The sequence below is a fragment of the Pseudomonas tremae genome, from assembly GCF_001401155.1.
Taxonomy (GTDB): domain Bacteria; phylum Pseudomonadota; class Gammaproteobacteria; order Pseudomonadales; family Pseudomonadaceae; genus Aquipseudomonas; species Aquipseudomonas tremae.
The window spans coordinates 145,678-168,120 of record NZ_LJRO01000458.1 but is presented as its reverse complement, the minus strand read 5'-3'; the positions used below and the strand labels follow the sequence as shown (position 1 = coordinate 168,120).

The following is a 22,443-nucleotide window of genomic DNA, read 5'->3' as shown; positions in this document are numbered from 1 at the left end:
CTTCCCTGATTCAATACAAAGCAAAACGCTGTGGGCGAGGAATACCTTGCTAAAAAACAATTTGAGCCCATATCTTGTGAGACCAGCTTACCTCGGGCCCTCAAGCCAACTCCCATAGGCCATAACCAGTTCCCAAGCAAAGGATCGAGCGAATGAATATTGTGCTGGATCAGGCTCCGCCAAAGGGGATTTCGCTAATCCGCGATGCCTGCTTACGGTTGACGGGGTGTTGCAGATCCGATGGAAATCCCTGACGTGGGGTAGGTTAATGCCAAGCGCCCCGCAAATGTTGTGGTTGCTCCCAAACCGGGTGGCTAGGGCTTCCAGAATTTCATAGAGGTGCGTGAACTCGTTGTCTCGATCTTTTCGGGACTGAGCAAGGCTAAGAAGTAGGCGAGAGAGGACATCATCCGTTGCATGCCTTGCAAGGAGCTCGGCGTTTGCCTCTGCACTTGCGAGCTGGTCAAGCTCTGAGTCAAAGGTCACGACCCCATTTTTGTCGATGACTTGGAAATGCAAATAGTCGGCTATACGTATCCCCGCATGGGCTTCCAAATGAATTTCGGTCGGTCGTCCATCATCATGAGTAATCGTCAGTGCAGGCCGATCTCTAAAATCAAGAGACGCTGATGCCAAATGCTCGAAAGGTGCTACTCGTGCTTTTATCACGGCCAGCAGCTTCTGCTTCATATCTGGCGCCAACCGAAAGGTAGACTCATCCATCTGAGCCCGCGCACTCCCATTCTGGATAACGAATGAGGCGCCTAGCGCTTCGAATTTTTGCGCGCTGCCGATCAGGTTGGTCGGAAGGTAACTCCACTCCAACAACGCCACACTGCTCAAGTAATTTTCTCCAGGTGATGATGCCGGCGCGTGAAGCTTCGGAATCTAGAATATGATCGACTATGAACCAAAGCGGAGCATCGCGGGGACGAGGTTAAGAACAGGCAGATTGTTGGTGTACCTGTCGAGCACAGGCTCTATCTCGGCCAGGATGCGCTCTTCATCCAAATCGTCCTCACGGATTACTGTCTTGTACAGCGACTCCACCATTTTGGAGCGCAAGGCAAATTTACCCTCGCGTGTCGGGGTCATCGCTCCCGTAACGGCGACAACAGCTACGTATGCTTTACCTCCGATGACGAGGCTCAGTGGAACCAAACACACGGCCTCGAACGGCTCGAAGACCCCTGAAAGACTCAGTGTCACGGTAGCATCTATATCACCGCGCAAAAAAGATGCAGTGCCCCCGATTGCTTGGAGATGTGTTACGAGGTCAGTCGGAGAAACACACAGGCTTCCTCGATCTCTGAAGAGTGCCTTCAGCTCAAGCAAGGTTTCTGCAAGACGCAGTGGCACGCTATAATCTCTGAGGCTCGTCGCGGCTGTTAGGGGCATTACCGCGAGCTTTCCGTTGAATTTCAGCTCAACTGAAACTGCCTTTGGGTCATGAAGCATGCAAATGATCTGGAAGAGGGCGCAGAGCTGTTCAAGCTCGACGGGTGTGTCATCATCAATCGTCACTTTAAAATTGCTGTTCGATCCATCTTCGCTCATGAGCAGCTCGAAGTTTCCTCCGTCGACGCGAATCCTCCTTAAATGCGGGGGAAGCGAATTGTGCATTGCACTGACGTATAAGGATGCTGGCATCTCGGCACGCACCCCACTGGAACCGTCGCGGAACGTCACTGACCCCTCAGCCGCGGGCCCGGATGGGTGCACCTCCAGAGTCCCCGTCAAACCCTTATGCAGGTGCAACGGGTCTGCCAGGCCAAAGCGTTTGGGATGGAAGTTTAATTTCGCAAGTTCGACGATCCCTCCCATGCCCATCGTCGCATCGGCCAGGGCAACCAAATACTCGAGGTCTGTAAGCTCAAAAGTCATCGTCTGGCTATGACTGTCGTAGCCGACGGTTTGCAGAAATCGCAGCTTGCGCTCGGTGTACCGTGAAGGCGAACGACCTACAAATTTGACGAGAGCCGATTTGAATGAAGCCGGCTCTACCAGACTGATCTCCAGGCCTAGGTCAAAATCGATCCGCAGTTTCTTTCTATGCAGAACATTGCCGTTACCCTCAACGATGTGCACATTGACCCGTTCTAAGATCTGCCCAATGAGCATCTCGTCAACATGGCGGATAAACGCTCTATGAGGTAGTGGGCCACTCGAGTAGTCGACAAGGACATAGAAAGCAGGCAACGGGTTCGTCGCCATTTTCCTGAGGTTGGACAAAGTGACGTCAACCGTCAGCTTCTTAGATCGAGTTGACTTGACCTGCACGGTGCCGGTGATGATTGGCTCATGAAGTGTCGACTGGCTGAAATACGCTGCATCTTGCTCGAGCTCGATCAGTACATCCCACCCATGCCTATCGGTCTGGCTTTTGTTCGCTGTGACCCCGCCATCTGTGCAGAACGACATAAAGTGAAGCTCACCGCCAGTACCAATATCCCCCATACATTCCTCAGTAATTTTGACGCTCAAACCATCTAGCAATGAATTGACCCGCCGCCGATGCGGTGACCACCTGGGAGGACGCCCCCTATTTCTCGGCGGCCATGTTGGTAGCACGAATTTTATCCGACAATTCGATAATTGAGTGAAGCGGGGTGTGGAGACGCCAAAGAGGCTTGGCTGTTTGGGAGCCGCCCCAGTGCTCGATGGCCTTGTCGACCTTATCTGTATCAATCACAACGGCCTGATTCAGCCAGCAACTCAACAGTTCGGCCGCTGACGCGCTTGTGTTTTTACATTCTGAGCAAAGAAGGCTCAGCGCGATCTCAATCACTTCAGGGCAAGGTTGCATATTTGAGGATCGCAAGACATGAAAGGCGGCACTCAAGTCACCCGTTGATTCACCAGTCAGCCGTCGCCGAGCCATGTCGGTCAACTGGTTTGGATGGTGAACGGCCACTAGGCGCAGCACAGCGCTGAGTGAAGCCCCACTCGAGGCGGGGAGCAGTATTTCAAGCTCTGACTTCGTCACGGGGAATGACGAACAAATCCTTGCGGCTAGCCTACATAGCCACTCTGATGGATGCAGGAGGGCTTGCTTGACCAAAACCAAATCATACGGAGGCCTTGCGCTATCAACTGGAGTGAGCTCTTGAATATCCACATCCGGCAGGACGTCAGAGATCGAGCTTACGCCTCCCAGATAAAGGTTAAGGAGCTTGCTGCACTCTTGCTGAAGTGAAGCGTGATCCAGCGGAAGAAGCGAAGCAATATATCTCAGCGTGCTCTTAGCAGATGCTGCCTCATAGGGCGTACCCCAGCTGTATACGTCGCTTGCAGGGCTATTCATGAACCCAGATGCCCTCAGGAATCCCGCCAACTGGGGGAGTGAATGCCGCCCCTCTGAGATAATTTCGAAACGATGATCATCCGGTATGAACGCCTTTGCGACTGCGAGGGTTGCGCTCATCCCGACATCGCGAAAGCCTGGATCTATGAGCGGTAGCGACACCGAATTGGTTGATGAGCCTGATCGATCCCAGGCGGTGGGTACTGGCGCGATTTGACGCGATTCCAAATGTTCGTTGATGTAGATGATAAACCCAAGGTTGCTAAACACCTGATCCGGCAGTGTCAACGCAAAATCTCGCGCCTCGGAGTCTGGACAAGCCTTCAGACAATTTGACGCTAGACGCCGCAGTAGCTCCAGGTCGTGTGTCTCTTGCTCCGGTTTTTGTAAAAGCCGTCCAGAGATGGGCGCAGGCACGGTAAGTGATAGTTCCTGAAGTAAGGTAGCACCCTGGACACTATCGTTCATTGATCGAGAGAATAACGCCCATGCCACTAGCCTGACTGCCGGGCTCGATACATAGAGGCGCTTGGATGCTTCAGGGATCACCAAATCAGCCGGCTGGCCTACGATGTCTGAGAGAGCTACACCTATTGTAAATATGTGCGTGTCATCATCATCCATCGCTTTGAATGACAAGGCTATGAGCCTGCTTATTCGGTGCTCAGCCACTACAACTTCTGGCTTGCTGAGCAACGCAAGGGCGCGATTTAATTGGCTGGCATCGCCTTCGGCGTGTCGGGCAAGACATATATCAATTAGCTTATCAGCCAGGCCCAGACCTAAACCAAAATTGACGACCTCATGCATATCCTGGCGATCAGCTGCTTGATCAATAATCTGCAGTGTTTGTTGATTTAAATGGCGTCCCGCCACAAATTCGCAGAACGACTTGTGGATGAACGCGATCATTCGGATGTCGCTATGGAAGAAAGTTTCCACCAATCCCATGCGTTCCCAATGGCTCAACGCTTCCCTGACGAAGCCCTTGGACAGCAACAGTGATCTCTCAAGTAGCTGCGCCAAATCCGCAGCTACCTCCGCAATTAGCTGATCCAGCGGCAGCAGCGGGTTCTGAATCAAGTGCCATCCGGTCAAGTCAAGGACTTGGATTGCGATATCGATTAGCTCTCCACCATCCGATGCTCGAGGCTGATTCTCAGCGCCCTCAAAAAGCCTAATGAGCTCCCGGTAAAGCTTCACTCGCGAGGTGGGCAGTGCACGCTTGCGCAGAATGAGTACTGCAGACATTCCTAATAGCTGTGGACTGATAGCAAAGCCGTTGCTTGCTGAGTTTCGCCGTCCATAGCTAGTGGGCAGGTGAAGAGCGGCACTCGGGAGATCCTGCGGCGCGATAAGCTTGAGCAGTTTTTCCACATTTTCAGCTCCGTCCTCAGCTTTAGGAGGCAGGAGCGTGTAATGAGCCCAGTCTTTTAGAGCGTTAGTGGCATATCCGATTGGTCTTGTGGTAACCACGATCCTTGTCGCGGGATAGCCCGATGCGAAGCGTCGAATATGCTCAGCAATTAGACGGTGATCCTTACCGCACTCATCCAATGCATCCAGCAGGATGACCCAATTATAACGTCTGTCGTTGATAGCATCTCCAACCGGTATCCCAGAGCCATCAAAGGACGTGTTGACTAGCGATTCGGTAAAAGTTTTACCCGCGTGGATACCCGCAACGATCGATTTGAGAGGCGCGCTCAAAACCATAAAGCCATCCACAGAGTACTGGTAAGCGAGTGCCCGTAGCATAGTTGACTTGCCTAAACCTGGCCCTGCAACGACTACCGCCTTCCTTCTAAAGCGTGCAGTCCACAGGGAATCAAAGGTGTCACCTCTATGCTCTCGCTCATGGATTTTTTGGTAACGCTGCAAAGCGGATAATGCGTCTGCTGTTTCCGCCAGCTCAAACTCTCGATGCTCAAGCTTCATGGGGAGCAGGTATTCGATTGGGATGCGGGGCCCGGCGCCGATGATTGCATAGTCATTGTGGGTATTACTGACCCACTGGCCATAACGGTCAAGCAAAGCGGCAGGGCTGCCATCGTTGCGTAGCTTGATGCCTCTTGTTCGAAGCAATTGCACCAGATCTCGCAGCGTCCATCGCCCGCGATTCTCAATCAATCTTAATGCCCGGTAGCCTAGGATATCGAACGCTGCGCAAGCATCAGTTTCATCCACACAAATTAATCGGAGGACATTTTTTGCGGCACTGATGTCCCCGTTTTTTGAGATAAGAGTATCGATGACACGGATCTGCAGGGATCGGCACACAATCTCCACTGATAGATTATTGGTTAGCAGGAGGTTGTGAAATTCGTTCCCAATAGCAGTCAGCCTATCTGCGCGGCCTTGCCCCATTCGCTCGATATCGTTTGCGAGGTCTTCTCTAATGACGGCGCTGGTATCTGAGGCTACCGCCAAGATACCGTAGGCGAGTGACCCGTCATGAATGGCTTGTGCCAGATCCATGAGTGCTGACCAGAGCTTGTCACGGTGTTTCAGACCTTTTTTGGCTTGCACCTCGATTGCGCTGCCGTCTGTAAGCTCAATCCGCAGATCGTCACCGGCTCCCTCGCTCTCAGCCCAAACAGCAGAGGGAATATCAATGCAGACACCATCAAGCCAGCCCAAAGGGCTGCCATGCAAAATATGGCTCGCGACAATGGCTGTCAGCGAGGATTGAAAATTGGCACCGCCACCAAAGGCTGAACCTCCTCCAGTTTTTTTGCTTTTCAGCTTTTCTGAAAAGGCTGAATCGGAATGTTCTGTCATCTCAATGAGTCAGTCAGGGATCTATGTTTGAAACTGTCTGCATGGCCTCCGTGGCACCGCACTGAGGAGGCGCCATGTCCAGCACGTAGACATGTAAAGGGGTGATGTTCGAAAGGCTTTCTGCGACGACGGTGATCTTGAGGCCTAATCTTGCCAATTCACCAATCCGATCAGCCTTTCCTGAGGTAACGCTTTGCCCGCAGCTTTAATGATCTCGAATACGCGCACCAGCTCGGGATCATGGAGCGCCTCAAGCATCGAGCGCTTTTGAACGATCTGCTCGCGGTATCTGCGCTGGGTGCTCAGCTTACTGCATAGTTTCTCCAAGCATCGCGCTCCTGGAGCGAGGTACCGACTGAAATATGGCAGCGTGGCTGCGATCGCAAGCCCTTCAGGGTCGTAGTCGGTAAACGCAATCACTGGCAGGCCCAAATCATCAAGCAAGCGGTAAGCACTGTCGACCTTGTAACCGCCCGGCGCCCCGCGGAAAACCACAAGCGGATTGCCCGGTACTGATTTCAGTATCGGTGTCCGATCGGTCAGTTCAAAGTTCTCCCAATTTTCAATCAGCAGTACTGCATCATGCTGGCAGCGCTCCACAACCCACTGGCGATCGACATCCAGATTGATCCCTGGCGGAAGGGTGTAAGGCGCGCTCCCAAGCATCAGAGGTCGATCAGGTAGGGACTTAATGGCAACCCGCTGACCTCTTAGCCGTTTTTTGGTGAATTTCTCATCACCACCCAACTGAACCGCCTCGTTGCGAGAAAGGTCGTCCCACCCGTCGAGTGACATCATGGGGTCGACGTTCCAGTTGCTCTGAATGATCACTGCGATTTGTAGCTTGTCGGCCAGGGTGAATTGCCACATGGCTCCTACTGCTTGACCGATTCCGTACTCGTCGCACAAACCGTCCAACTGACGGGAACGCTTGAAAAGCTCTTTTTCCGACTGGTAGATAGCCAGCAGTTTTTTCAGACTTCCTAACGCTTGCATACGGTGACATCCGCAATAATGACGTTTCCACTGAGCCTATCGTCGTCGTTGATGGAGACGAGCTCGATTTGTAAGCGTCGTACGATTTGCGCATTTGCCTTCACCTGCTTATCAAGCAAGGCTAGAAAGCACATCATGCAAGATTCCTGATCCAGCACTTGGGTCTCAGGAGCGAGCGCGAAATATCGAGCAGCAGACATTGGGGCGGGGCTGTGGGCGGCTTCGTTGAGCAGGCGTTGGCTCACGACCACCAGGGGAGAGCCTTTGATCAATGCAGCCTTGGGTGGCGCTTCCGTGACGGGCGTTCCTGGTCGTCGTTCTTTGGTGGGTACAGCCACTGAGCGGTCGATGTTTTTAGCCACATCGGCCAGGCTGTCTCTGATTTCTTGCCTGCCGAAGTCGAGATCCAATCGTAGCTTCATCGGCTCGTACTGATAGGCCCAATCCGGGATTTCCGGATACTCATAAGGATCACGTACCTCATACTCAGGATGTCGGAGCAGGTACATTTGCAAAGCTCGCAATCTCCTTGCTCGAGGCTCTACCACCCGTAGCTTATGAAGATACAGCTTCAACACTCGGGTAATATCCGCCGTCGTGGATCGCCAGCTCGACAATCTGTCCAGAATATAGCCTTGATACAGGGCTTCCAAAGCTTCGCGCTCACTTGAACCAAGGCTTTCGAGCAAGGCAGCGTCATCGAATTGCGACAATGCCTCGACTATCCGCTCGAGCTGTTCTAGGTAATGCAAATTCTGTTTTTCTTTCTCCCGATAAGTGCGTACGTTGCCAAAATTGTTTTCGGCTGCAGTTCGGACGTGGAGTAGGAAGTCTTTCATCTCTTCGGAAATTTCGAAGAGCGTGAGGTCGATCTCGTCCTGCAATAGCATGACGTCCTCCCCACGACCGTCGAAATATGCTTCGGAAAAGTCCTCCAGTAGCTTATCCAGCCGACTTAGCTGTTTCCCAAAATCTGCAGAAACCCCATAGTTTCGAGATCGGTAACTCGCCTCGTTGAGCAGCCGGCTCACGGTAGGAGAAAGTCTATAGGAGTCTTTGAGCGTTTCGTTCAAACGGACGGCACGGATCTGCTGAAGCTGGCTCAGCGCTTTAGCATTTTGTTCGTCCCGTACAACGTGACCACTTACGTACATCTGTGCGATCAGCTTGCGCTGAGAGTGCAAGAGTTCCAAATGACCGACCACTGCATCTACCAGGGTGCTCATGAGGCCGTTCTCTTATCGAATTCCTTGTCATCGTCTGAGATCTGGTCGTGGAGCATCAGATACTCGATAGCCTCCATCAACCACTCAATCCGACCGGTGAACACGTAGATCTCTGATTCCGGGTTAACCAACTGCAGGTAGCCATCATCGCGAAATCTCTTCACGATCTTGTTTAGGCGCTCTCTGTCTGAACCATCGCGGGTCGAGATATTGGTATCTGATGCGATTTGCCTCAACTGCTCACCGATGCCGGCGTTCGCTGCAATTTTGGCCATGGTGCGATTGAGGTCGAGCTTTTGGCCAGGAGATACTGCGTCGTCATCACCTTCCAGCCGCATTACCATTTCCAAGAAGGAAACCATTGGCCGGAGACTGTTCTTAAGCTCCCCAAAGCGCCTTCTCGCAATCTTTTTGCCTTCGCTGTCAATCTCTGATGCTGCAGCGAAGAAGGCGCTGCCACTGCGGGTCTGCGTCAGTCGGATGTTGATACGGCGCAGGTAGTCATCAACGTCATCCTGGTTAGTACGGCTACCTGACGCTTGCGGGCTGCTGAGGAATTGATAGCCTTCATAGTCAGTTACCTGGCAGATGAACCCGCCCTTGAGAAGGTCGGTCACAATGCGGGCGAAAGGGCTCATTAGACGTCCTCCACTTCGATTTCCAGAGGTTCATCCAGTTCAGGATCACCCTCGATGACTAGCTCGCAATGCACCAGCCGGCGTTCTGAATCGAGTTTGTATTTGTTGGCAAACAGTATGAGCGTTTCTGCGTCTGGGTCAGGGAATGCGGTACATAGCGTGATGTGATTTTCCCCAAGGTAGTTGCACAGCGACACAACGTTTTGCGCGTCGATCGCCCTGAGCTCATCTACGCACCAAGTCAGTTGCACCGGAGCGTTTCCTCGAACCTTAGAGATGAACCCAAGAAACAGGATGATCATCACCAAGTAGCTCAAGCCATTGGATGAGATATTTTCCAGTTCGGCACGGTTGCGGAACTGCCTCAGGTTTCCGTTCTCCCTGACAGCACCGCGGATGCTGACCAGTGATTTGAAATTGGCATTGATACCGTTCTTGATGTCCCACAGGTTCAGGAGGGCACGCAGGTGGTCGACAGCGTATTCGTCTGGAAGATCGCCATCCTTGATCCACTGATCACGGTCGTCGGTGATTTTCTTGATGATTGACCAGTAATTCAAATCTTCGACAGCTGAGACGATTGATATCTGCAGGTCAGTCAGGCTGTCGAACACCTTCGAGCTGCGGGAAAGATGACTCTGCATCGCCGTATTGAAGCGTGCCAGTCGATCGCAAAACTTTTTAAGCTCTCGGTGCAGCCCCTGGATCTCTCCAAAAATCGTACGAGCATCCGCGATCAGCAGCCGACGGCTTTGCTCGTGCTGGTGGGTGAACCAATCTTCCACGACGCCAAGCACGTCGCTAGGAGTGATTTCACGCGGCAGCTCGTCTTTGAGGTTGCTCAAACGGTCGCTGAAATAGGTGGCGGGCGGAGAGAGTGCAATGGCAGAGAATGCCCCGCGCATTCCCTTGATCTTCGCTCGCAAGGCACCGTCCGCGTCATGCAGTTCCTGGAAACAGGCCCCTAGCGCTGTGCGCAGCGCGGTCGCTTGCCAAGCCACATCATACTTTTCATGACGGTCGGTCGGCGTGTATTCCTGTAGCTGATCCCTCAACGTGGACTCTACGGCTAAGAAGTCCTTGTAGAAGATAGAGGCAGCAGTATTGCATTCGCTGATCTGCCTCTCGACCTCCCGCTTTGTGCGAGTCCATGTCTCCTCAACCGCACTGAGCTGGAGTGTCAATTGCTCATGTAAAGCCTGCTGCTGATCTAGTTTCTCCTGAATTGCCGGAATTTCTGGCTCGACGACAGTCAGCCAGTGGTGCCACTGATTAAGGAGGTCAGTCCAACCATTAATTTCTTCCAGATCATCTCTGAGCTGCTGGCTGTGATTTTTCAGCGCGTTCAAAATCTCGACATCTGCCCCTCGTTCGGACAAAGCAGCATCTTGCTGTTTTCTCAGGGTCTTGATCGCGTTTTGCGTAGAGGTTTCGTGGTCAGCGATCGCGGTGTTAATCTGCCCGGCAGAAAGCCCGAAGCGTTTGTCGATCGCCTCACGCTTAGCGGTAGCCAAGCTAGCCAATTCAATATGTCTTTGCTGATGGCGATCATTGAATTCCCTTTGCACGCCTATTGCAGACTCAAGCTGCGCTCGTCTTGCGCTGAGAGCAGTCACAGCATCCGAGACTGCAGTATCCCGCTTGCGCTGGAGCTCCTTGCGGACGTCACGAATTTCCGTATCTAGGGCAGCATGATCGTTTTGGGCGCGACCCAAGGCTGCACGCGCAAGAGTCAACTCGGTAACTGCAGCCTTTATCGCCTCGCGCAACGCTTTCTGCTGAGCGACGGCCAAATCCAGCTGAATCTGCAACGCCTCTCGCTCAGCGACGGCTTCAGCTAGCATTTCTTGGAGCAACGTATCGTCCGCTTCATCAACTGGAGCGACAAAATCTAGCTCGAGTGTGATCCCATACAAGCTTTGACTAGTGTCCACTGTCTGCGGGTGCAAATCGGTTCGGTGAAGCAGTTCGGGATTGATCACCTTGGCAATGTGCACACCCCAGTCGGAGCGCGTGGATCTGAGGAAGTGCAGCAAACTGTCCGGATCGGGAGCGTGAGAGCGCTGGATTCCTTGAATTTTCTCAGACTGGGTCGACAGGCCTTTAGTATGTAGCTGAATCTGGAGGTCTAGCGTTGCGGATTCAGCCTGGAGCCTGTCGACAGCCTGGTCTTTGGCGCTGACGGTTTTTTCCGCGACTCGGAGCACCGCTGCAGCCTGCTGCAGGGAGTCCTGCTTCAGTTCTATAGCATTGATCAGCAACGGATCTGTTGGGGGATTGTTAACCCGCTCCTCATCCCGGCCAACCTGGCCCCTCAAAACATCAATTTGTTCCTGGATGCGGTTACGTTCAGCTTCGCAGGACGAATCGTAAAGACGTCTATCTTTATCCGCGCACTCGGCAGCTGCATCGAGTTCTACCCGGTGTGCACTGTTGAGCTCGGTAATCTTGGTGAGAGCGGCCGCATGGTAAATCTGGTGCCGACGAGCTTCCTCGTTAATCGCCGCGTCATACTGGGTCTGGATATCAGATGCTGCACCTAGAGCAAGCCTGTACTGCTCATCGATGCGCCGGGCCTCGTCGATGAGCAACTCCCGTTGGGCAGCACGGCTTCTTTTGTCCTCGACCTGGGCATCAGCAAATGCCTGACGCTCACGCTCAATACGGTGAAGGTCTTTTTCGCACTGTCCCACTTGGTGGTGCGCCTCGGCAATCTGGCGAATCAGGTCTCCAGCAGCGGCCTCGTGCTCGTTTTTACGTTCACTAAGGAATTTCTCAAGACTCGTCCGCTCGTTGTCCTTGGCCGCCTGACTGAACTCAAGGTGATCACGCAAGATCAGGAATTTCTCCTTGAGTTCTCGAACTCGCTCATGGGCAGCGTTAAGAGCTTCACGCACAGTCACAGCGCCAACCACTTCATGCTCGATCGTCATGATCTGCCGATAAGCGTTGTAATCTCGGGGCCAGTTTTCCACACGTGTCCGATCGGTGTGGATACCTACCGAGGGCTTTCCCTCGAAAACCCAATCCGCTACGACCTGCTGGAGGTCATCAAAGTTGGCCTGACGAGAGAACATGCCTTTCGTGAGCTTTTCCAGATGCCGCAGGGGGCGATTGTATGAAGTGAATCCATACTCTGCAGACATGCCGGCTAGGTATCGACGCTGATTGCTATCAGCATGGTGAGGCTGCCAACCCTGGATGATGCAGCGGTAATCAAGGTAGGTATCAATTTGCCGGTCAGCACATGAAATCCTGAGTTCGGCAAGTCTCCTGCGAAAATCTCTGTTCAAGATGAACTGATTGTCATCCGACACGAACATGTCTCGTCGGAACTCGCTTTTGACGAATCGATAGCGCACCCGATCTGCCGTGCTGTTGCTGTAGGCTACGACGAGGCGACGACTACCATCCGGTACTTCATACTCATAGACGATGTATGAGGTCTGATTAGGTAGATAGTAGTCGATGAAGGAGTCCTTGCCCTTGGACACCACGTCCGTTGGCTCGACGCCAGAAAACATCAGTGCCAGGGCAAGCAACGATGTTTTCCCTTGGCCATTGCGTCCAGTCAATGCCACGCCACCATCGACGGCCATTGTCTGGACGCGGCCTTTGGATAATGAGTCGACAAGGTGGATGTTTAGCAGCCTGTAGAGCGCTTCAGGCAGACGCTCGTCAGGTTCGCCTGGTGTTGCGACGTCCGACTCATCGGTCGATGCCGATTCGTCCTGGAGAAGGAACAGGCTTTGAGTGTGCTGATCAGTTGGCATGCGATGTCCCTATAGCCTGCAAAGAGCCCTCCTGGCTGCGGCTGCACACCGACCTCTGGTGTTAGCAACGAGGTAGATGATCTGCGGCTGCGCTGCATATGCAACCGCGCCAGGACTGTATTCCTGAACCTTGCCGGGTGAATGTGATGATCGCTAGCGGCTAAAGACCACGAATCTTTTCACACATGAACTTGGCGTAAAGTGGTGTTGCAGCGTTTACGGCATTGTGCCCAGGGATAGACGGAGAGATCGGAGAGGGTTAGACCTCAAGGACGGCCGAGGAAATGCCTCGAGGCGTGTCATCGTTGAGTTCTGCGTGGTACCAGTTGCGCAGTAAAGCTAACCCTAAACCCTTCACATTTTTGGGCTTCGTCGTCCTTGAACGCTCAAGCTCAGTCATTTTGAGGGGGGGGATGGCAAATAGCAATCGACGAGGCACCTTCGTCGGCACGACTGATTCTGGCATTTTCGAGCCTCCATGCTTGTCCATCAGTGGATGTCCTCAGCGTCGAACTGTGTTTGCAGGCAAAGCAGGATGATCCGCTAAGCAGGGGCGTGGTTCATATCCACACCTGACTGAGGCAGCGCACATATCACGTTTTATCAATTCCGAGCGTGTCTGCTCGTACTGCCAGCCCCCCGAAAGATACATTTGAGTCTACGTATCGCAGAGCTGACTTCATGTCTTTCCAACCTACATAGCTCATCAGACCTTTTATGTCCCATCCATTGGACGACGCCCAGGTAGCAAAGCCCCGCCGCATCGAATGAGCGCTGTAAAGCGCTTCAGGTAGGCCAGCTTCCTTGAAGATTCGGCGTAGCATCGGAATCAGACTATGCGATTGGATGGGTCTATCCGACAAATTTCCCCAGCGATCCAGGCGTCTAAACACGGGCCCTTTTGCGAGTCCGGCAACTGTGATCCAGTTGATGTAGGCGTCAACGGGGCAAAGCATTGTCAGCGCTGGCGTTTGGAAGATTGTGCCTTCGTACTGACGGTCGCCTTTGGTATATGGCAAGAAGAAGGTAATCCCTTCACCACTATTGGCTTGGGTGTTCTCCACGGTTAGTCGGGCCAACTCATCTCCGCGGAATCCCCGCCAGAACCCAATCAGCACCAATGCGAGCGAGCGCTTGTGGCGAAGCACGGTCTTGTAATCACCTCGTTCCAGCGCTGCAGCGGCTTCAGCCTCTAACCAATTAACAGCCTGCCCTAGGTGTCTCAGGAGAAGGGGAGCGGCTTGCTTCACCTGTGCAGGATGAACGACTCGGATGCCCTTGATCATCTGCCGAACGTGCGGCGTCTTGGTGGGATCAGGGAATCCTTGGGTGATATGCCACTGCGCCAACGCTGCCAGACGCTGCTTTAACGTGCTGATCGCATGCTTGTCGGCGTACTCGGCTAGGTAGCGCACGACTCCCTCGCCGGTCGTAGGCAGGTAACCGCCCCAGGTCACCTCGAAGTGCTCGATCGCAATGCGATAGCTTTTTCGCGTGTTTTCGCGGGTACCCGCGGTTAGATACCGATCAGCCTTATTCGCCATACCCAACCTCGAAATCTTGCGCTCGCCCGTGATTACAGGGCTCCGGTGCTACTTGGAGCTCTAGTGAATCATCAAGAAGCCATAAACTTCTATTATGGCTTTCTAGAAACCTCATTACAAACTCGTGATTTTGATGATAACGTGACACGTAATTACATGACATGTATCACGACACGAAATCGTAGGAGGTCTAATGGCCCGCGGCGGTGTAAACAAAGCTTTAGTACAAAAAGCGAGGCAAGCCTTGCTGGCCAAAGGCACGTACCCAAGCATTGACGCCGTGCGTGTCGAGCTGGGTAATACGGGCTCGAAAACTACTATTGCCCGGTACCTAAAAGAGATCGAATCCTTTGATCCACGCCCGCCATCCTCGCGAGACAGCTTGGGGGAAGAGCTTTCCGCGATGGTCGCAAGCCTTCTGGATCGGTTGATGGAGGAGGGTAATGAGTCGATCGAAAAGGCTCGATCAGCCTTCGATTTACAGCGCGTAGCGCTCGAGTCTCAAATCGCCAATCTACAGTCAGAACTGACCTCTGCACGGAGGCAGTTAGAGGCCCAGCAAGCGGCCATTGAAGCTCAAACTGCTGACCTCCAAACCACGCAGTCTTCTCTCCAGGCAGAGCTGACACGTAATGCCGGCCTAAGCCAACGCTGTAGTGATCTGGATGCCCAGGTAAGTGATAGGAATAAACAGATCCAATCCCTTGAGGAAAAGCACGTTCACGCGCGCGGGGCGCTTGAACACTACCGGGAGTCGGTGAAGGAACAGCGCGAACAGGATCAACGTAGGCATGAATCCCAGCTTCATGAATCGCAGGTCGAGCAGCGAAAGCTGCGGGAATCGCTAGCGGTCAAACAGGATGAGTCCACACGTCTCAACCGCGACAATGAGCGTCTACTGGGAGAGTCACGCCAACAGTTGAAGACCTTGAATTCCCAGGGCGATCAGATACAGGCCCTTACTGCCCAGGTACATGCGCTTGTGCTAGCGGAAGCTAGGGCAGGGGCGATCATGGAGCTTCAAAAAAGCACCGCCAGTGAGTTGAACGATGAGCTCAAAGCCCTCCGCACCTCTGCGGCGCAGGCTGCCGCTCGTGAGGCAGACTTGGCTAAGCTTGTAGAGGATCTAAAAATTCAACTTGAGCAACGCGCGGACGCCCAGCCCAAGCTGGATAAAGAGTCATCTCCTCAGATTGAGCACCCGGCCTCAGAGCTCCAGGGTACCCCGGCTCCAAAAGGAACTCATTCAAAGCAACCAGGGAGACAGTCATGACAACTGTACCTAGCACTGCGCCACGGTCGCTCAATAAAAACCATCAGCTCCAGCGGGCGCACGAACGGATTTATCAATTGGTCGTCGCAGGACGTCTGAATATGCTGCTCTCTCGAAACCATGCGGATAGCCTCGCCGGCATGCCTGCAGCTCAATAGGCAAACCCATTATACCGGCACAACTGTGCACTTCTGACCGCCCGAAGGTAGATCTATGGCAATTGAATTAAGTGAAGAGGAAATGCGTAAAGCACTCTTCGGAGCCACTACGGATCCCGTGACACCTCCCGCGCCATCGTCAACGCCTGCGGTACCCAGACCCCAGCCAGCTGCAAACCCGACGCCTCTAGCGAAGAAAGCGAGTGGTTACCATACGTCGAAGCTGCGGGTGACCTTACACGTGTCCAAGGTGTACGAGGGCGATATTGATGTGTTTGTGCACGACTCAAATAGCCTCAGCAAGCTGGTCGCTGAGCAAGAGGCCAAGGCCGCGGCGAAGAAGAAAAAATACAAATATCTGGAGCTCGTCTCAGTAGAGTCCATTTCGAAATGATGCCATCTGCCGCGGCCCTTCGAATTTACTGAACCGATGATCGGAGCCGATCTCCATTGATCGCTTCACGGTTAAGGGGAGGGCACGAAACATCTCATCCGAGACTAATCTATGCGGTCACTGCCCACCTATCGGAGCATTTTTTGAGCGCCTCGATTTCGTCGCGGAAGCGATCTGTACGTGTACCACGGGATCCCGGCTTGAGCAGTTTTAACGCACCCTGAACGCCATCCTTTTCCGCCCGGTAAACATCACCATTGCCGCCACGGCCGAGGCGGCGATTGGGATGATATGCCCACCCATTAACGCAGAGCGGTTGGTGCATGCCAGTGTTTTTCGCGGTCATGCCCGGGGAACTCCCTTTCAAAGATCCTGATGATCGAGAACTGCATCGCAGGCCCTCATAGCTGATGCATGCTGCCAACCTACGGCTCAGGCCGGTTCTATGCTGGCACCGGTGAAAGTGCACGTATTTTGAGCGCCGAAACAGCCAAGGATATATCTGCCTCCAGGTAGTGCGGCTCCACCCCGCAGAACTCTGGAGCCCCCTGCAGCACGAAACCGTCACCAAAAAATATCGGCGGGCGCTTAGGGAGTCTATTGAGTGTCAATCGCAAGGTTTCTTGCTCCATGATCCATTTGTTGTTCTCAATCAATGCGGGGATGGCCGCATGGAAATAGTCCGGCCCTTGCATGGCATTGATCTTAGCCACAAAGTGCAGATGGCTACGCTCGAAGAACTCTGCTTGGCGCTTTTTCCAGTAAGGCACCAGGTCGAATATCAGGTCATCACTATAAGGAAGCGGCCCCGAATTGTTGGAACGCCGGGAAAGCTCGGTTACCGCATTGTGAATCAGAGCAGCTTCAGGGCTTACGGCACTCATTGCTCGCATCTGGCGACCAGCCGACACTGCCCCATCGCCGTACCTGCGGTTTTTCATGCGGGCTTCCACCCGACGGCAGCTCTCCTTCAGCATCTCAGGAGGCATGTTCAACAGCAGCGTGCAGAGTCCCGCAGCGAGTGATACACCGTGAGCCCCCTCGTGCTGTCTTGCCGCGATCGAAATCGCGTGACTGATAGAATGGTACTCGGGTGCTGTCGGATCCTGGAGAAGCCTCATCGCCGCGGCCTCCGCATTCTCCCGAGCGTCCCTGGGCAAGTTCGGCTGGAGAAAAAGCGGAAAGACGTCTCGCTGCTCCTGATAAATCGCACAGGTCTCGAGCATGCTGCCCAGATAAACAGGTGATTTAAAGAGTACGCGCCGACGGTCAAGGTCATTGTTAGCGAAGAAACACAGCGAGATGTGCTCGATCGGTTCGTGGACGTTCGGTTGGCTCAGGCTGAAGTCAACTTGCCAGGGATACCGCGCAGCAGGATCAGCATGCTCGTACCGCTCGATGAAATGACTCAGCGCTAAATCCCGCTTTAGGGGCTTGACGGCTACGTTCGTGTCGCTGGGGTCGGCCATCAGCTGGAAGATGTCCTGGAGTGTCGTCAGGCCCCTGATGGAACAGTTCATGTCCACCCAATGCCGCATCTCGTGCACCAAAGGAGCAAGCACGTTCTCGGCGCCGTCGACCAGCAGCAACCCCGCATTCCAATCGGGGTTATAGACCGCATTAACAAGTTTCACCAGATCAGGCTCTTCGGCTCTTCTAAGCATGATGGTCTGAGTGAGCGGGTTGTAGGTTGCTTGGGCGCTGTTGTTGAGTTCGATGCCGAGCATTTGACGGATCCGTGAGCCAATGCAGAGGGAAAGGGCCGATACTCTAACCGAAACCTACTTTGTTCAGCAGATCGAGGACTCCACGTTCGTAAAATTTTGTTTCCGCGATTACCATCCCCTCAACCACCGGTTTAGAGCGGTTGTGGCCAACAATGGTCGCCTCGGTCTTCGCCGGAATATCGATCATGTGAAGGGGCGTAGTGTGGGATCTGCAGAACAAGGACGGGAAGAGGAACGGGCGGGTGACATATTGTTACCGAAGGGAATTGGAGCCCGCATTTTGTCGGCATTGGCATCTGCTGTCCTTCGCTCTCAGCGTGCCCATGACAAGGACTCGTGGCAGCATGGTTCCCGGCGTGGCTACGAGGATGGGTGGAAGAAAGGCAAGCATGCCGGTTATTCCCTCGGCCTTGAGAGCGGCCTCGGGCAAGGGCAAGAAGCCGGCGCGCTAGTGGGCCACCAGTTAGGGTTGGCCGAAGGTATTGAAGCTGGAAAGCGCATCATCGAGCTGCGTCCAGGCCGCGCTGTACAAGCTCTAGGCCCCCAGGTTGATTACAACCTCTTCGCGAAATGGCGATTCCGCATCACCTCTGAGGTTGAACAGGAGGTCAGAGATAAGGTCGCCGAGCACCTGAAGGGACAGGAACCTACGGATGATCAGTGGGAAATGATCTTCTCCAAGGATCCCTCAACCTGCATCGTGGCCGGGGCTGGCAGTGGAAAATCCACCACGATGGTGCTGCGTCTTCTGGTATTGCATAAGTACCTGGGCATTCCCAAAGAGAAAATCGCAGTAGTCACCTTCACCCGCGAATCCCGGAAAGACTTCAGGCACAAGTTGGCTGAAGTCTTCGCGCTTTGGGGCGTCACTCTGACGGAGGAGGTCACAGGCCGAATCGTGCGAACGTTCCACTCTCGGATCCTCGACTTCATACGCTGGAGCCAACCCCATGCGAAAGTTAAAGCGTTCGAGTTTTTCTCGCTCAACGACGCCGAAGACGAAGAGGGCGAAGACGTCGAAAACGCACTTGATATCCGTCTCACCAATGAACAGCTAGACCTGATGAATGCGGCGTATCAACACGTATATGAGACCAACGAGACATTTCAGGGCCTCATAGCCGAACTGGTACGCTCGTCAGCTAAGCTACTGCCCTTGAGTGCTAACTCCACCGAGGCGAGAAGGCGCATCGGCCGCATACTTGATTGTTCCAAACGTGATGAAGAGCTGACCGACGCTGTGGAGCGCCTATGGCGTGCAGAAGGCGCCTGGCCGATAGAAGGGATCGAAGCCGGCCCTTTTCCCGTCACGTTGAAGGGATTGCCGTTCTTCGCCAACGGCTACTGTGAGGAGCTCAAGGCCTACGTCATTCTTGGAGTGGGTAGCAACGATCGAAAGCTGTGTTTGCAATCCATGCCCTCGATGAAGCTGACGGGGGCTACGACTATGAAAAAAACCTTGTTTCAGATCTATTGCGACAAGGGCATCTTGTTTTTGGATAACTACGCTGAAGGACTTGCGACGCTTGATGTGCTTCGAGGGTACGTCAGAAAGTCTCCGAAATTTGAGTATGAGATCAAGGGTGAGCTAGGTGAGGCTCCGGTGATGGTAGCGTTCCATTCGGCCGCTTCATTCCTGGAAAACCTCGGGCTCGACGTGACCGAAGCCGTACAAAATATGAGCTTCGCGCCCAACGATAAAGATGCACTTTTCTTCCATGCGCTCGCCATTTTCTGGCCGGCCTTTAATGATTACTTGGCCAACCAGTCGCCACCAATTTTCACCTTCAACAAAATGTTTGAAATGTTTGGTGAGCGAGGGGCGGCCAACCTCGAGCAGCTCCCCGACGATGTTTTCATGCCCATGCTGCACCTTCTGGTAGACGAGTTTCAGGACTGTGGCGCCAATACCATCTCATGGCTGCGCGCGGTGTTCCGTGAAGCACGGGTGAGGGGGCTCAGCGTTACCACCGATAGCGCGGTTTACCCTTCATCCCTTATGGCGGTAGGGGATGATTGGCAGAGCATCTATGGCTGGAGGGGTAGCTCGCCAAAATTCTTTGACGAATTCGAGTCCTACTTCCCATCACCAAGCACGACTCACGTGCTCATGAAGGAAAACTACCGCTCCCAGCAAATGGTGATCGACGCTGCCGAAAGCCTGGTGCAAAAGATCACCACCAACAAAGACAAGCACGGAATTGCAGCACATCCCAAGGTCAAGGATCTTGCTTTTCCTGTCCAAGTTCTGGATCGAGATGACAGTGTGCTTGCAGACTTCGTTGAGCAGCATTTCGACAGGGGACAGACCGTACTGGTGTTGTACCGCAAAAATGACACCAAAAAGGAGGTTCGTATCAAGCTCAAGTCGATTCTGGCAAGGGCGAAGAAACTTAAGCGCGCGAGCAGCATCAAGCTGCTGACCTACCATGGCTCCAAGGGCTTGGAGGCGGATGCAGTATTCCTCGTCGGGGACTGTGCTCAGATGTCCACATCGCCTCATCGGAACATGGCATATGAGCAAGCTAATCTGGGTAACCCAGGTGATCCTGAGCCCTACGATACGGCCCAGGGTCAAGAGACATTGCGCTTGGCCTATGTGGCCATCACACGCGCCAAACAACATTGCTATTGGTTTGTTGAACCTGCCAAACCCGCCAAGGGTGGATTGGTCAGCGCGCTAGCAGAAGTGCAGTTCAAGAAACCATTTTTTGAAGACCTTAGGACACCAATTAAACTTTCCTGACGACCATCAGTTACCAAGTCGGAAACCGGCTAGGGGTAGGGCGCGTACACCCTATCAAGGCAGTTTAGCCCCGCCCCCGTAACTCACTTACAAGACAGGTAGTGGCGGTAGCGATTCCAGCTACGTGCTTAGAGGCTGGAATCGCAATGTCTCATAGGGCTCTATCCAAGCTTAGTTTTGAGCCGTAGTACCTGAGGGCACTTCACGGCGGGCCGTGTGGATGTTTTCCACTGGTGCCTCGTCAGCAGCGGATCGGAATTCTCCCAGGGCGCGCTTGCTTGTTTCCGGAGCCCAATAGACGGCGATGAAGGTTAACAGACTCATACCAATCGCAAGACAAGATACAAACCACGATGCTCCGCCCGCCCTCGTTGATAGACTCACTGCAGTCAGTGGAGCAAGTCCGCCGGCCAGAACAGCACTGATTTCTCGTCCCAAAGCCAGCCCGCTAAAGCGCACCTTGGAAGGAAACACTTCGGAGAAAAACGCTCCTCGCGCCCCGAGCATGGCAGCCACCCCGACACCGATGCCAAGTGTCATGGCAACCATCACACCCCACGTAGTACCTGTATTGACGAGCCAAAAAAATGGGAAGGCGAACAGCGCCGAGAACCATGCTCCAAACATGTAGCAGTCTGGACGATGGATTGCCTGTCGCGCCTGGGGGCTGCTAACCGTAGCCGGTTGCGGCTGAATCAGCCGCCGCTGGTCTTCCTCAGATCTTGAATATCAGTTTCGGTCGGGGAGGGTATCCGGCTATCTCACCGATTTTGAATTCAGAAGGCTCATCGTAGCTCGTGACGGTGGCCGCCCACTGCCTCACTTCCTCATCCCACGCAGGGTCACAGAAATCAGCATTAGGCCAGTAGTTGTGAACCTCCGTGTAATCGAGTTGCGCAGCAATGGTGCGTTCTACGCCACCCAGCACACACCAGGCTGCGTACATACGTATCTTCCAGCTGGGAGCCGTCAATATGTGCACCGGGTCGTACCGGTCAAAACCTAATGCAGCGACCTCAGCATCGAAGGAAAACAGGGCAGTGATTGATCCTCCGATGTCAGACTCATCCTTGGCCATGTCATCTACCCAGGACAAGAGATAGCCAAGCGACTGAAATTTACTGAGAAGCCTACTTTCCCTTTTTTCGATGGGGCTGGCGACCTCACTGTCCCCTTGGGGTGATTTAGTTTTGCGAGCGGTGGATATTATCTGAGACATGAAGTGCGATCCTTATTATTGTTATTGGTTCTACAGATTGCCTATGGAGCAATAGGCAACACAAGCATTGAAATGCTGCCTCTCAGTCCCGAATGCATCGAACTGTGATGCGTCAGTGGGAAGTCATACTAGAATCTGGTATCACGATGCCTGCGCTATATGTCAGCGCCAAAACTTGGCTCCATAAAATCTAGATTAGGCCAATAGTTCTGGTAGATTTCGTAGTCAATCGCAACAGCAGACGTCTTTTCTTCGGCAGTCATTCTGTACCAAATCCCGTGCATGCGGCGCTGCCAGCATTTTTCCATTACCAGTTGAGTCGCGATGTATTTCTCCCATCCATCCGCAATCAAGTTTTTCACAAAGTACTCTATAGCGAAATCGGTGAGCCGATTATCACGCTCGATCATCGCATCCAGCACCTGATAGGAAATTCCTACAGCCTGGAAAACTGATAGCATCTGGCTGTCCTGCTTCTGATCCAATTGCACAGCACGACCAGAATCCGGCGTTGGGTTTGAGAATATTAGAAGTGTGACCATCGGCTGGGACATGGGGCTTTCTCTTTATTGTTGTTTTATTCCATGATGCCGATGGAGCAAAAAGCAGTGCAAGTTTTAAAGCGGGTGATGTGGCAGGGCGGGGCTAGCGAGCGCAAGCTCCT

The 22,443-nt window shown here is 53.4% G+C and carries 16 protein-coding genes; 3 read left to right on the top strand and 13 right to left on the bottom strand.

Annotated elements, in window-relative coordinates; translation table 11 throughout:
* Positions 1–87 precede the first annotated feature (87 nt).
* The 8 genes from ALO43_RS25010 to ALO43_RS24970 all read right to left on the bottom strand — a co-directional run bounded on the left by ALO43_RS25010 (position 88) and on the right by ALO43_RS24970 (position 14,262).
* The gene (locus ALO43_RS25010; RefSeq protein WP_054998273.1) at positions 88–843 is read right to left on the bottom strand and encodes a hypothetical protein; all 756 of its coding nucleotides are present in this window, start codon (positions 841–843) and stop codon (positions 88–90) included.
* A gap of 60 nt (positions 844–903) precedes the next feature.
* Positions 904–2,457 carry a hypothetical protein gene (locus tag ALO43_RS25005; protein WP_054998272.1) on the bottom strand — a complete coding sequence of 518 codons (1,554 nt, stop codon included), beginning with the start codon at positions 2,455–2,457 and terminating at the stop codon, positions 904–906.
* 85 nt (positions 2,458–2,542) lie between these two features.
* Complete coding sequence (locus ALO43_RS25000) at positions 2,543–6,085, bottom strand: NACHT domain-containing protein (protein ID WP_054998271.1); 3,543 nt, start codon at positions 6,083–6,085, stop codon at positions 2,543–2,545.
* Positions 6,086–6,229: 144 nt separating this feature from the next.
* The gene (locus ALO43_RS24995; protein WP_054998270.1) at positions 6,230–7,081 is read right to left on the bottom strand and encodes a DUF7281 domain-containing protein; all 852 of its coding nucleotides are present in this window, start codon (positions 7,079–7,081) and stop codon (positions 6,230–6,232) included.
* Positions 7,069–8,307: a hypothetical protein gene (locus ALO43_RS24990; protein WP_054998269.1), complete on the bottom strand. Its 1,239-nt coding sequence runs from the start codon at positions 8,305–8,307 to the stop codon at positions 7,069–7,071. The genes ALO43_RS24995 and ALO43_RS24990 overlap by 13 nt, the downstream gene beginning before the upstream one ends.
* On the bottom strand, positions 8,304–8,945 hold the full coding sequence (locus tag ALO43_RS24985; protein WP_054998268.1) for a condensin complex protein MksE: 642 nt from the start codon (positions 8,943–8,945) through the stop codon (positions 8,304–8,306). Before ALO43_RS24985 ends, ALO43_RS24990 begins: the two co-directional genes overlap by 4 nt.
* A complete protein-coding gene (locus ALO43_RS24980; RefSeq protein WP_054998267.1) occupies positions 8,945–12,718 on the bottom strand; it encodes an ATP-binding protein in 3,774 nt (1,257 codons plus the stop codon). The genes ALO43_RS24985 and ALO43_RS24980 overlap by 1 nt, the downstream gene beginning before the upstream one ends.
* Positions 12,719–13,311: 593 nt before the next feature.
* Positions 13,312–14,262: a tyrosine-type recombinase/integrase gene (locus tag ALO43_RS24970; RefSeq protein WP_054998265.1), complete on the bottom strand. Its 951-nt coding sequence runs from the start codon at positions 14,260–14,262 to the stop codon at positions 13,312–13,314.
* A 193-nt stretch (positions 14,263–14,455) separates the two neighbouring features.
* On the opposite strand from ALO43_RS24970, the gene ALO43_RS24965 reads away from it, so the two are divergent.
* Together ALO43_RS24965 and ALO43_RS24960 are read left to right on the top strand one after the other, a co-directional pair.
* Positions 14,456–15,535, top strand: coding sequence for a DNA-binding protein (locus tag ALO43_RS24965; RefSeq protein ID WP_054998264.1), 1,080 nt, complete (start codon positions 14,456–14,458; stop codon positions 15,533–15,535).
* Positions 15,536–15,748: 213 nt separating this feature from the next.
* The gene (locus tag ALO43_RS24960) at positions 15,749–16,087 is read left to right on the top strand and encodes a hypothetical protein (RefSeq protein ID WP_054998263.1); all 339 of its coding nucleotides are present in this window, start codon (positions 15,749–15,751) and stop codon (positions 16,085–16,087) included.
* A gap of 109 nt (positions 16,088–16,196) precedes the next feature.
* On the opposite strand, the gene ALO43_RS30490 is transcribed toward ALO43_RS24960, so the two are convergent.
* Together ALO43_RS30490 and ALO43_RS24955 are read right to left on the bottom strand one after the other, a co-directional pair.
* The gene (locus ALO43_RS30490; RefSeq protein ID WP_147461995.1) at positions 16,197–16,433 is read right to left on the bottom strand and encodes a hypothetical protein; all 237 of its coding nucleotides are present in this window, start codon (positions 16,431–16,433) and stop codon (positions 16,197–16,199) included.
* Between the two features lie 97 nt (positions 16,434–16,530).
* Positions 16,531–17,814: a hypothetical protein gene (locus tag ALO43_RS24955; protein ID WP_054998262.1), complete on the bottom strand. Its 1,284-nt coding sequence runs from the start codon at positions 17,812–17,814 to the stop codon at positions 16,531–16,533.
* 142 nt (positions 17,815–17,956) lie between these two features.
* Between ALO43_RS24955 and ALO43_RS24950 the strand changes: the two genes are divergently transcribed.
* On the top strand, positions 17,957–20,560 hold the full coding sequence (locus ALO43_RS24950) for a UvrD-helicase domain-containing protein (protein WP_162235627.1): 2,604 nt from the start codon (positions 17,957–17,959) through the stop codon (positions 20,558–20,560).
* Positions 20,561–20,731: 171 nt separating this feature from the next.
* Here the strand turns inward: ALO43_RS24950 and ALO43_RS24945 are convergent, their stop codons facing one another.
* From ALO43_RS24945 to ALO43_RS24935, 3 genes are all read right to left on the bottom strand, one after another.
* Positions 20,732–21,187 carry an MFS transporter gene (locus ALO43_RS24945; protein ID WP_054998260.1) on the bottom strand — a complete coding sequence of 152 codons (456 nt, stop codon included), beginning with the start codon at positions 21,185–21,187 and terminating at the stop codon, positions 20,732–20,734.
* Between the two features lie 88 nt (positions 21,188–21,275).
* Positions 21,276–21,779, bottom strand: coding sequence for a hypothetical protein (locus ALO43_RS24940; RefSeq protein WP_054998259.1), 504 nt, complete (start codon positions 21,777–21,779; stop codon positions 21,276–21,278).
* 155 nt (positions 21,780–21,934) lie between these two features.
* Positions 21,935–22,333, bottom strand: coding sequence for a hypothetical protein (locus tag ALO43_RS24935; RefSeq protein WP_054998258.1), 399 nt, complete (start codon positions 22,331–22,333; stop codon positions 21,935–21,937).
* Positions 22,334–22,443 lie beyond the last annotated feature (110 nt).

What these genes read in the sequence shown, in the direction of transcription:
- ALO43_RS24995 (WP_054998270.1), bottom strand. Translation starts at nt 7,081, where the DNA reads ATGCAAGCGTTAGGAAGTCTGAAAAAACTGCTGGCTATCTACCAGTCG.
- ALO43_RS24965 (WP_054998264.1), top strand. Translation starts at nt 14,456, where the DNA reads ATGGCCCGCGGCGGTGTAAACAAAGCTTTAGTACAAAAAGCGAGGCAA.
- ALO43_RS24985 (WP_054998268.1), bottom strand. Translation starts at nt 8,945, where the DNA reads ATGAGCCCTTTCGCCCGCATTGTGACCGACCTTCTCAAGGGCGGGTTC.
- ALO43_RS25000 (WP_054998271.1), bottom strand. Translation starts at nt 6,085, where the DNA reads ATGACAGAACATTCCGATTCAGCCTTTTCAGAAAAGCTGAAAAGCAAA.
- ALO43_RS24970 (WP_054998265.1), bottom strand. Translation starts at nt 14,262, where the DNA reads ATGGCGAATAAGGCTGATCGGTATCTAACCGCGGGTACCCGCGAAAAC.
- ALO43_RS24980 (WP_054998267.1), bottom strand. Translation starts at nt 12,718, where the DNA reads ATGCCAACTGATCAGCACACTCAAAGCCTGTTCCTTCTCCAGGACGAA.
- ALO43_RS24990 (WP_054998269.1), bottom strand. Translation starts at nt 8,307, where the DNA reads ATGAGCACCCTGGTAGATGCAGTGGTCGGTCATTTGGAACTCTTGCAC.
- ALO43_RS24960 (WP_054998263.1), top strand. Translation starts at nt 15,749, where the DNA reads ATGGCAATTGAATTAAGTGAAGAGGAAATGCGTAAAGCACTCTTCGGA.
- ALO43_RS24940 (WP_054998259.1), bottom strand. Translation starts at nt 21,779, where the DNA reads ATGTCTCAGATAATATCCACCGCTCGCAAAACTAAATCACCCCAAGGG.
- ALO43_RS24955 (WP_054998262.1), bottom strand. Translation starts at nt 17,814, where the DNA reads ATGCTCGGCATCGAACTCAACAACAGCGCCCAAGCAACCTACAACCCG.
- ALO43_RS30490 (WP_147461995.1), bottom strand. Translation starts at nt 16,433, where the DNA reads ATGACCGCGAAAAACACTGGCATGCACCAACCGCTCTGCGTTAATGGG.
- ALO43_RS24935 (WP_054998258.1), bottom strand. Translation starts at nt 22,333, where the DNA reads ATGTCCCAGCCGATGGTCACACTTCTAATATTCTCAAACCCAACGCCG.
- ALO43_RS25005 (WP_054998272.1), bottom strand. Translation starts at nt 2,457, where the DNA reads ATGGGGGATATTGGTACTGGCGGTGAGCTTCACTTTATGTCGTTCTGC.
- ALO43_RS24945 (WP_054998260.1), bottom strand. Translation starts at nt 21,187, where the DNA reads ATGTTTGGAGCATGGTTCTCGGCGCTGTTCGCCTTCCCATTTTTTTGG.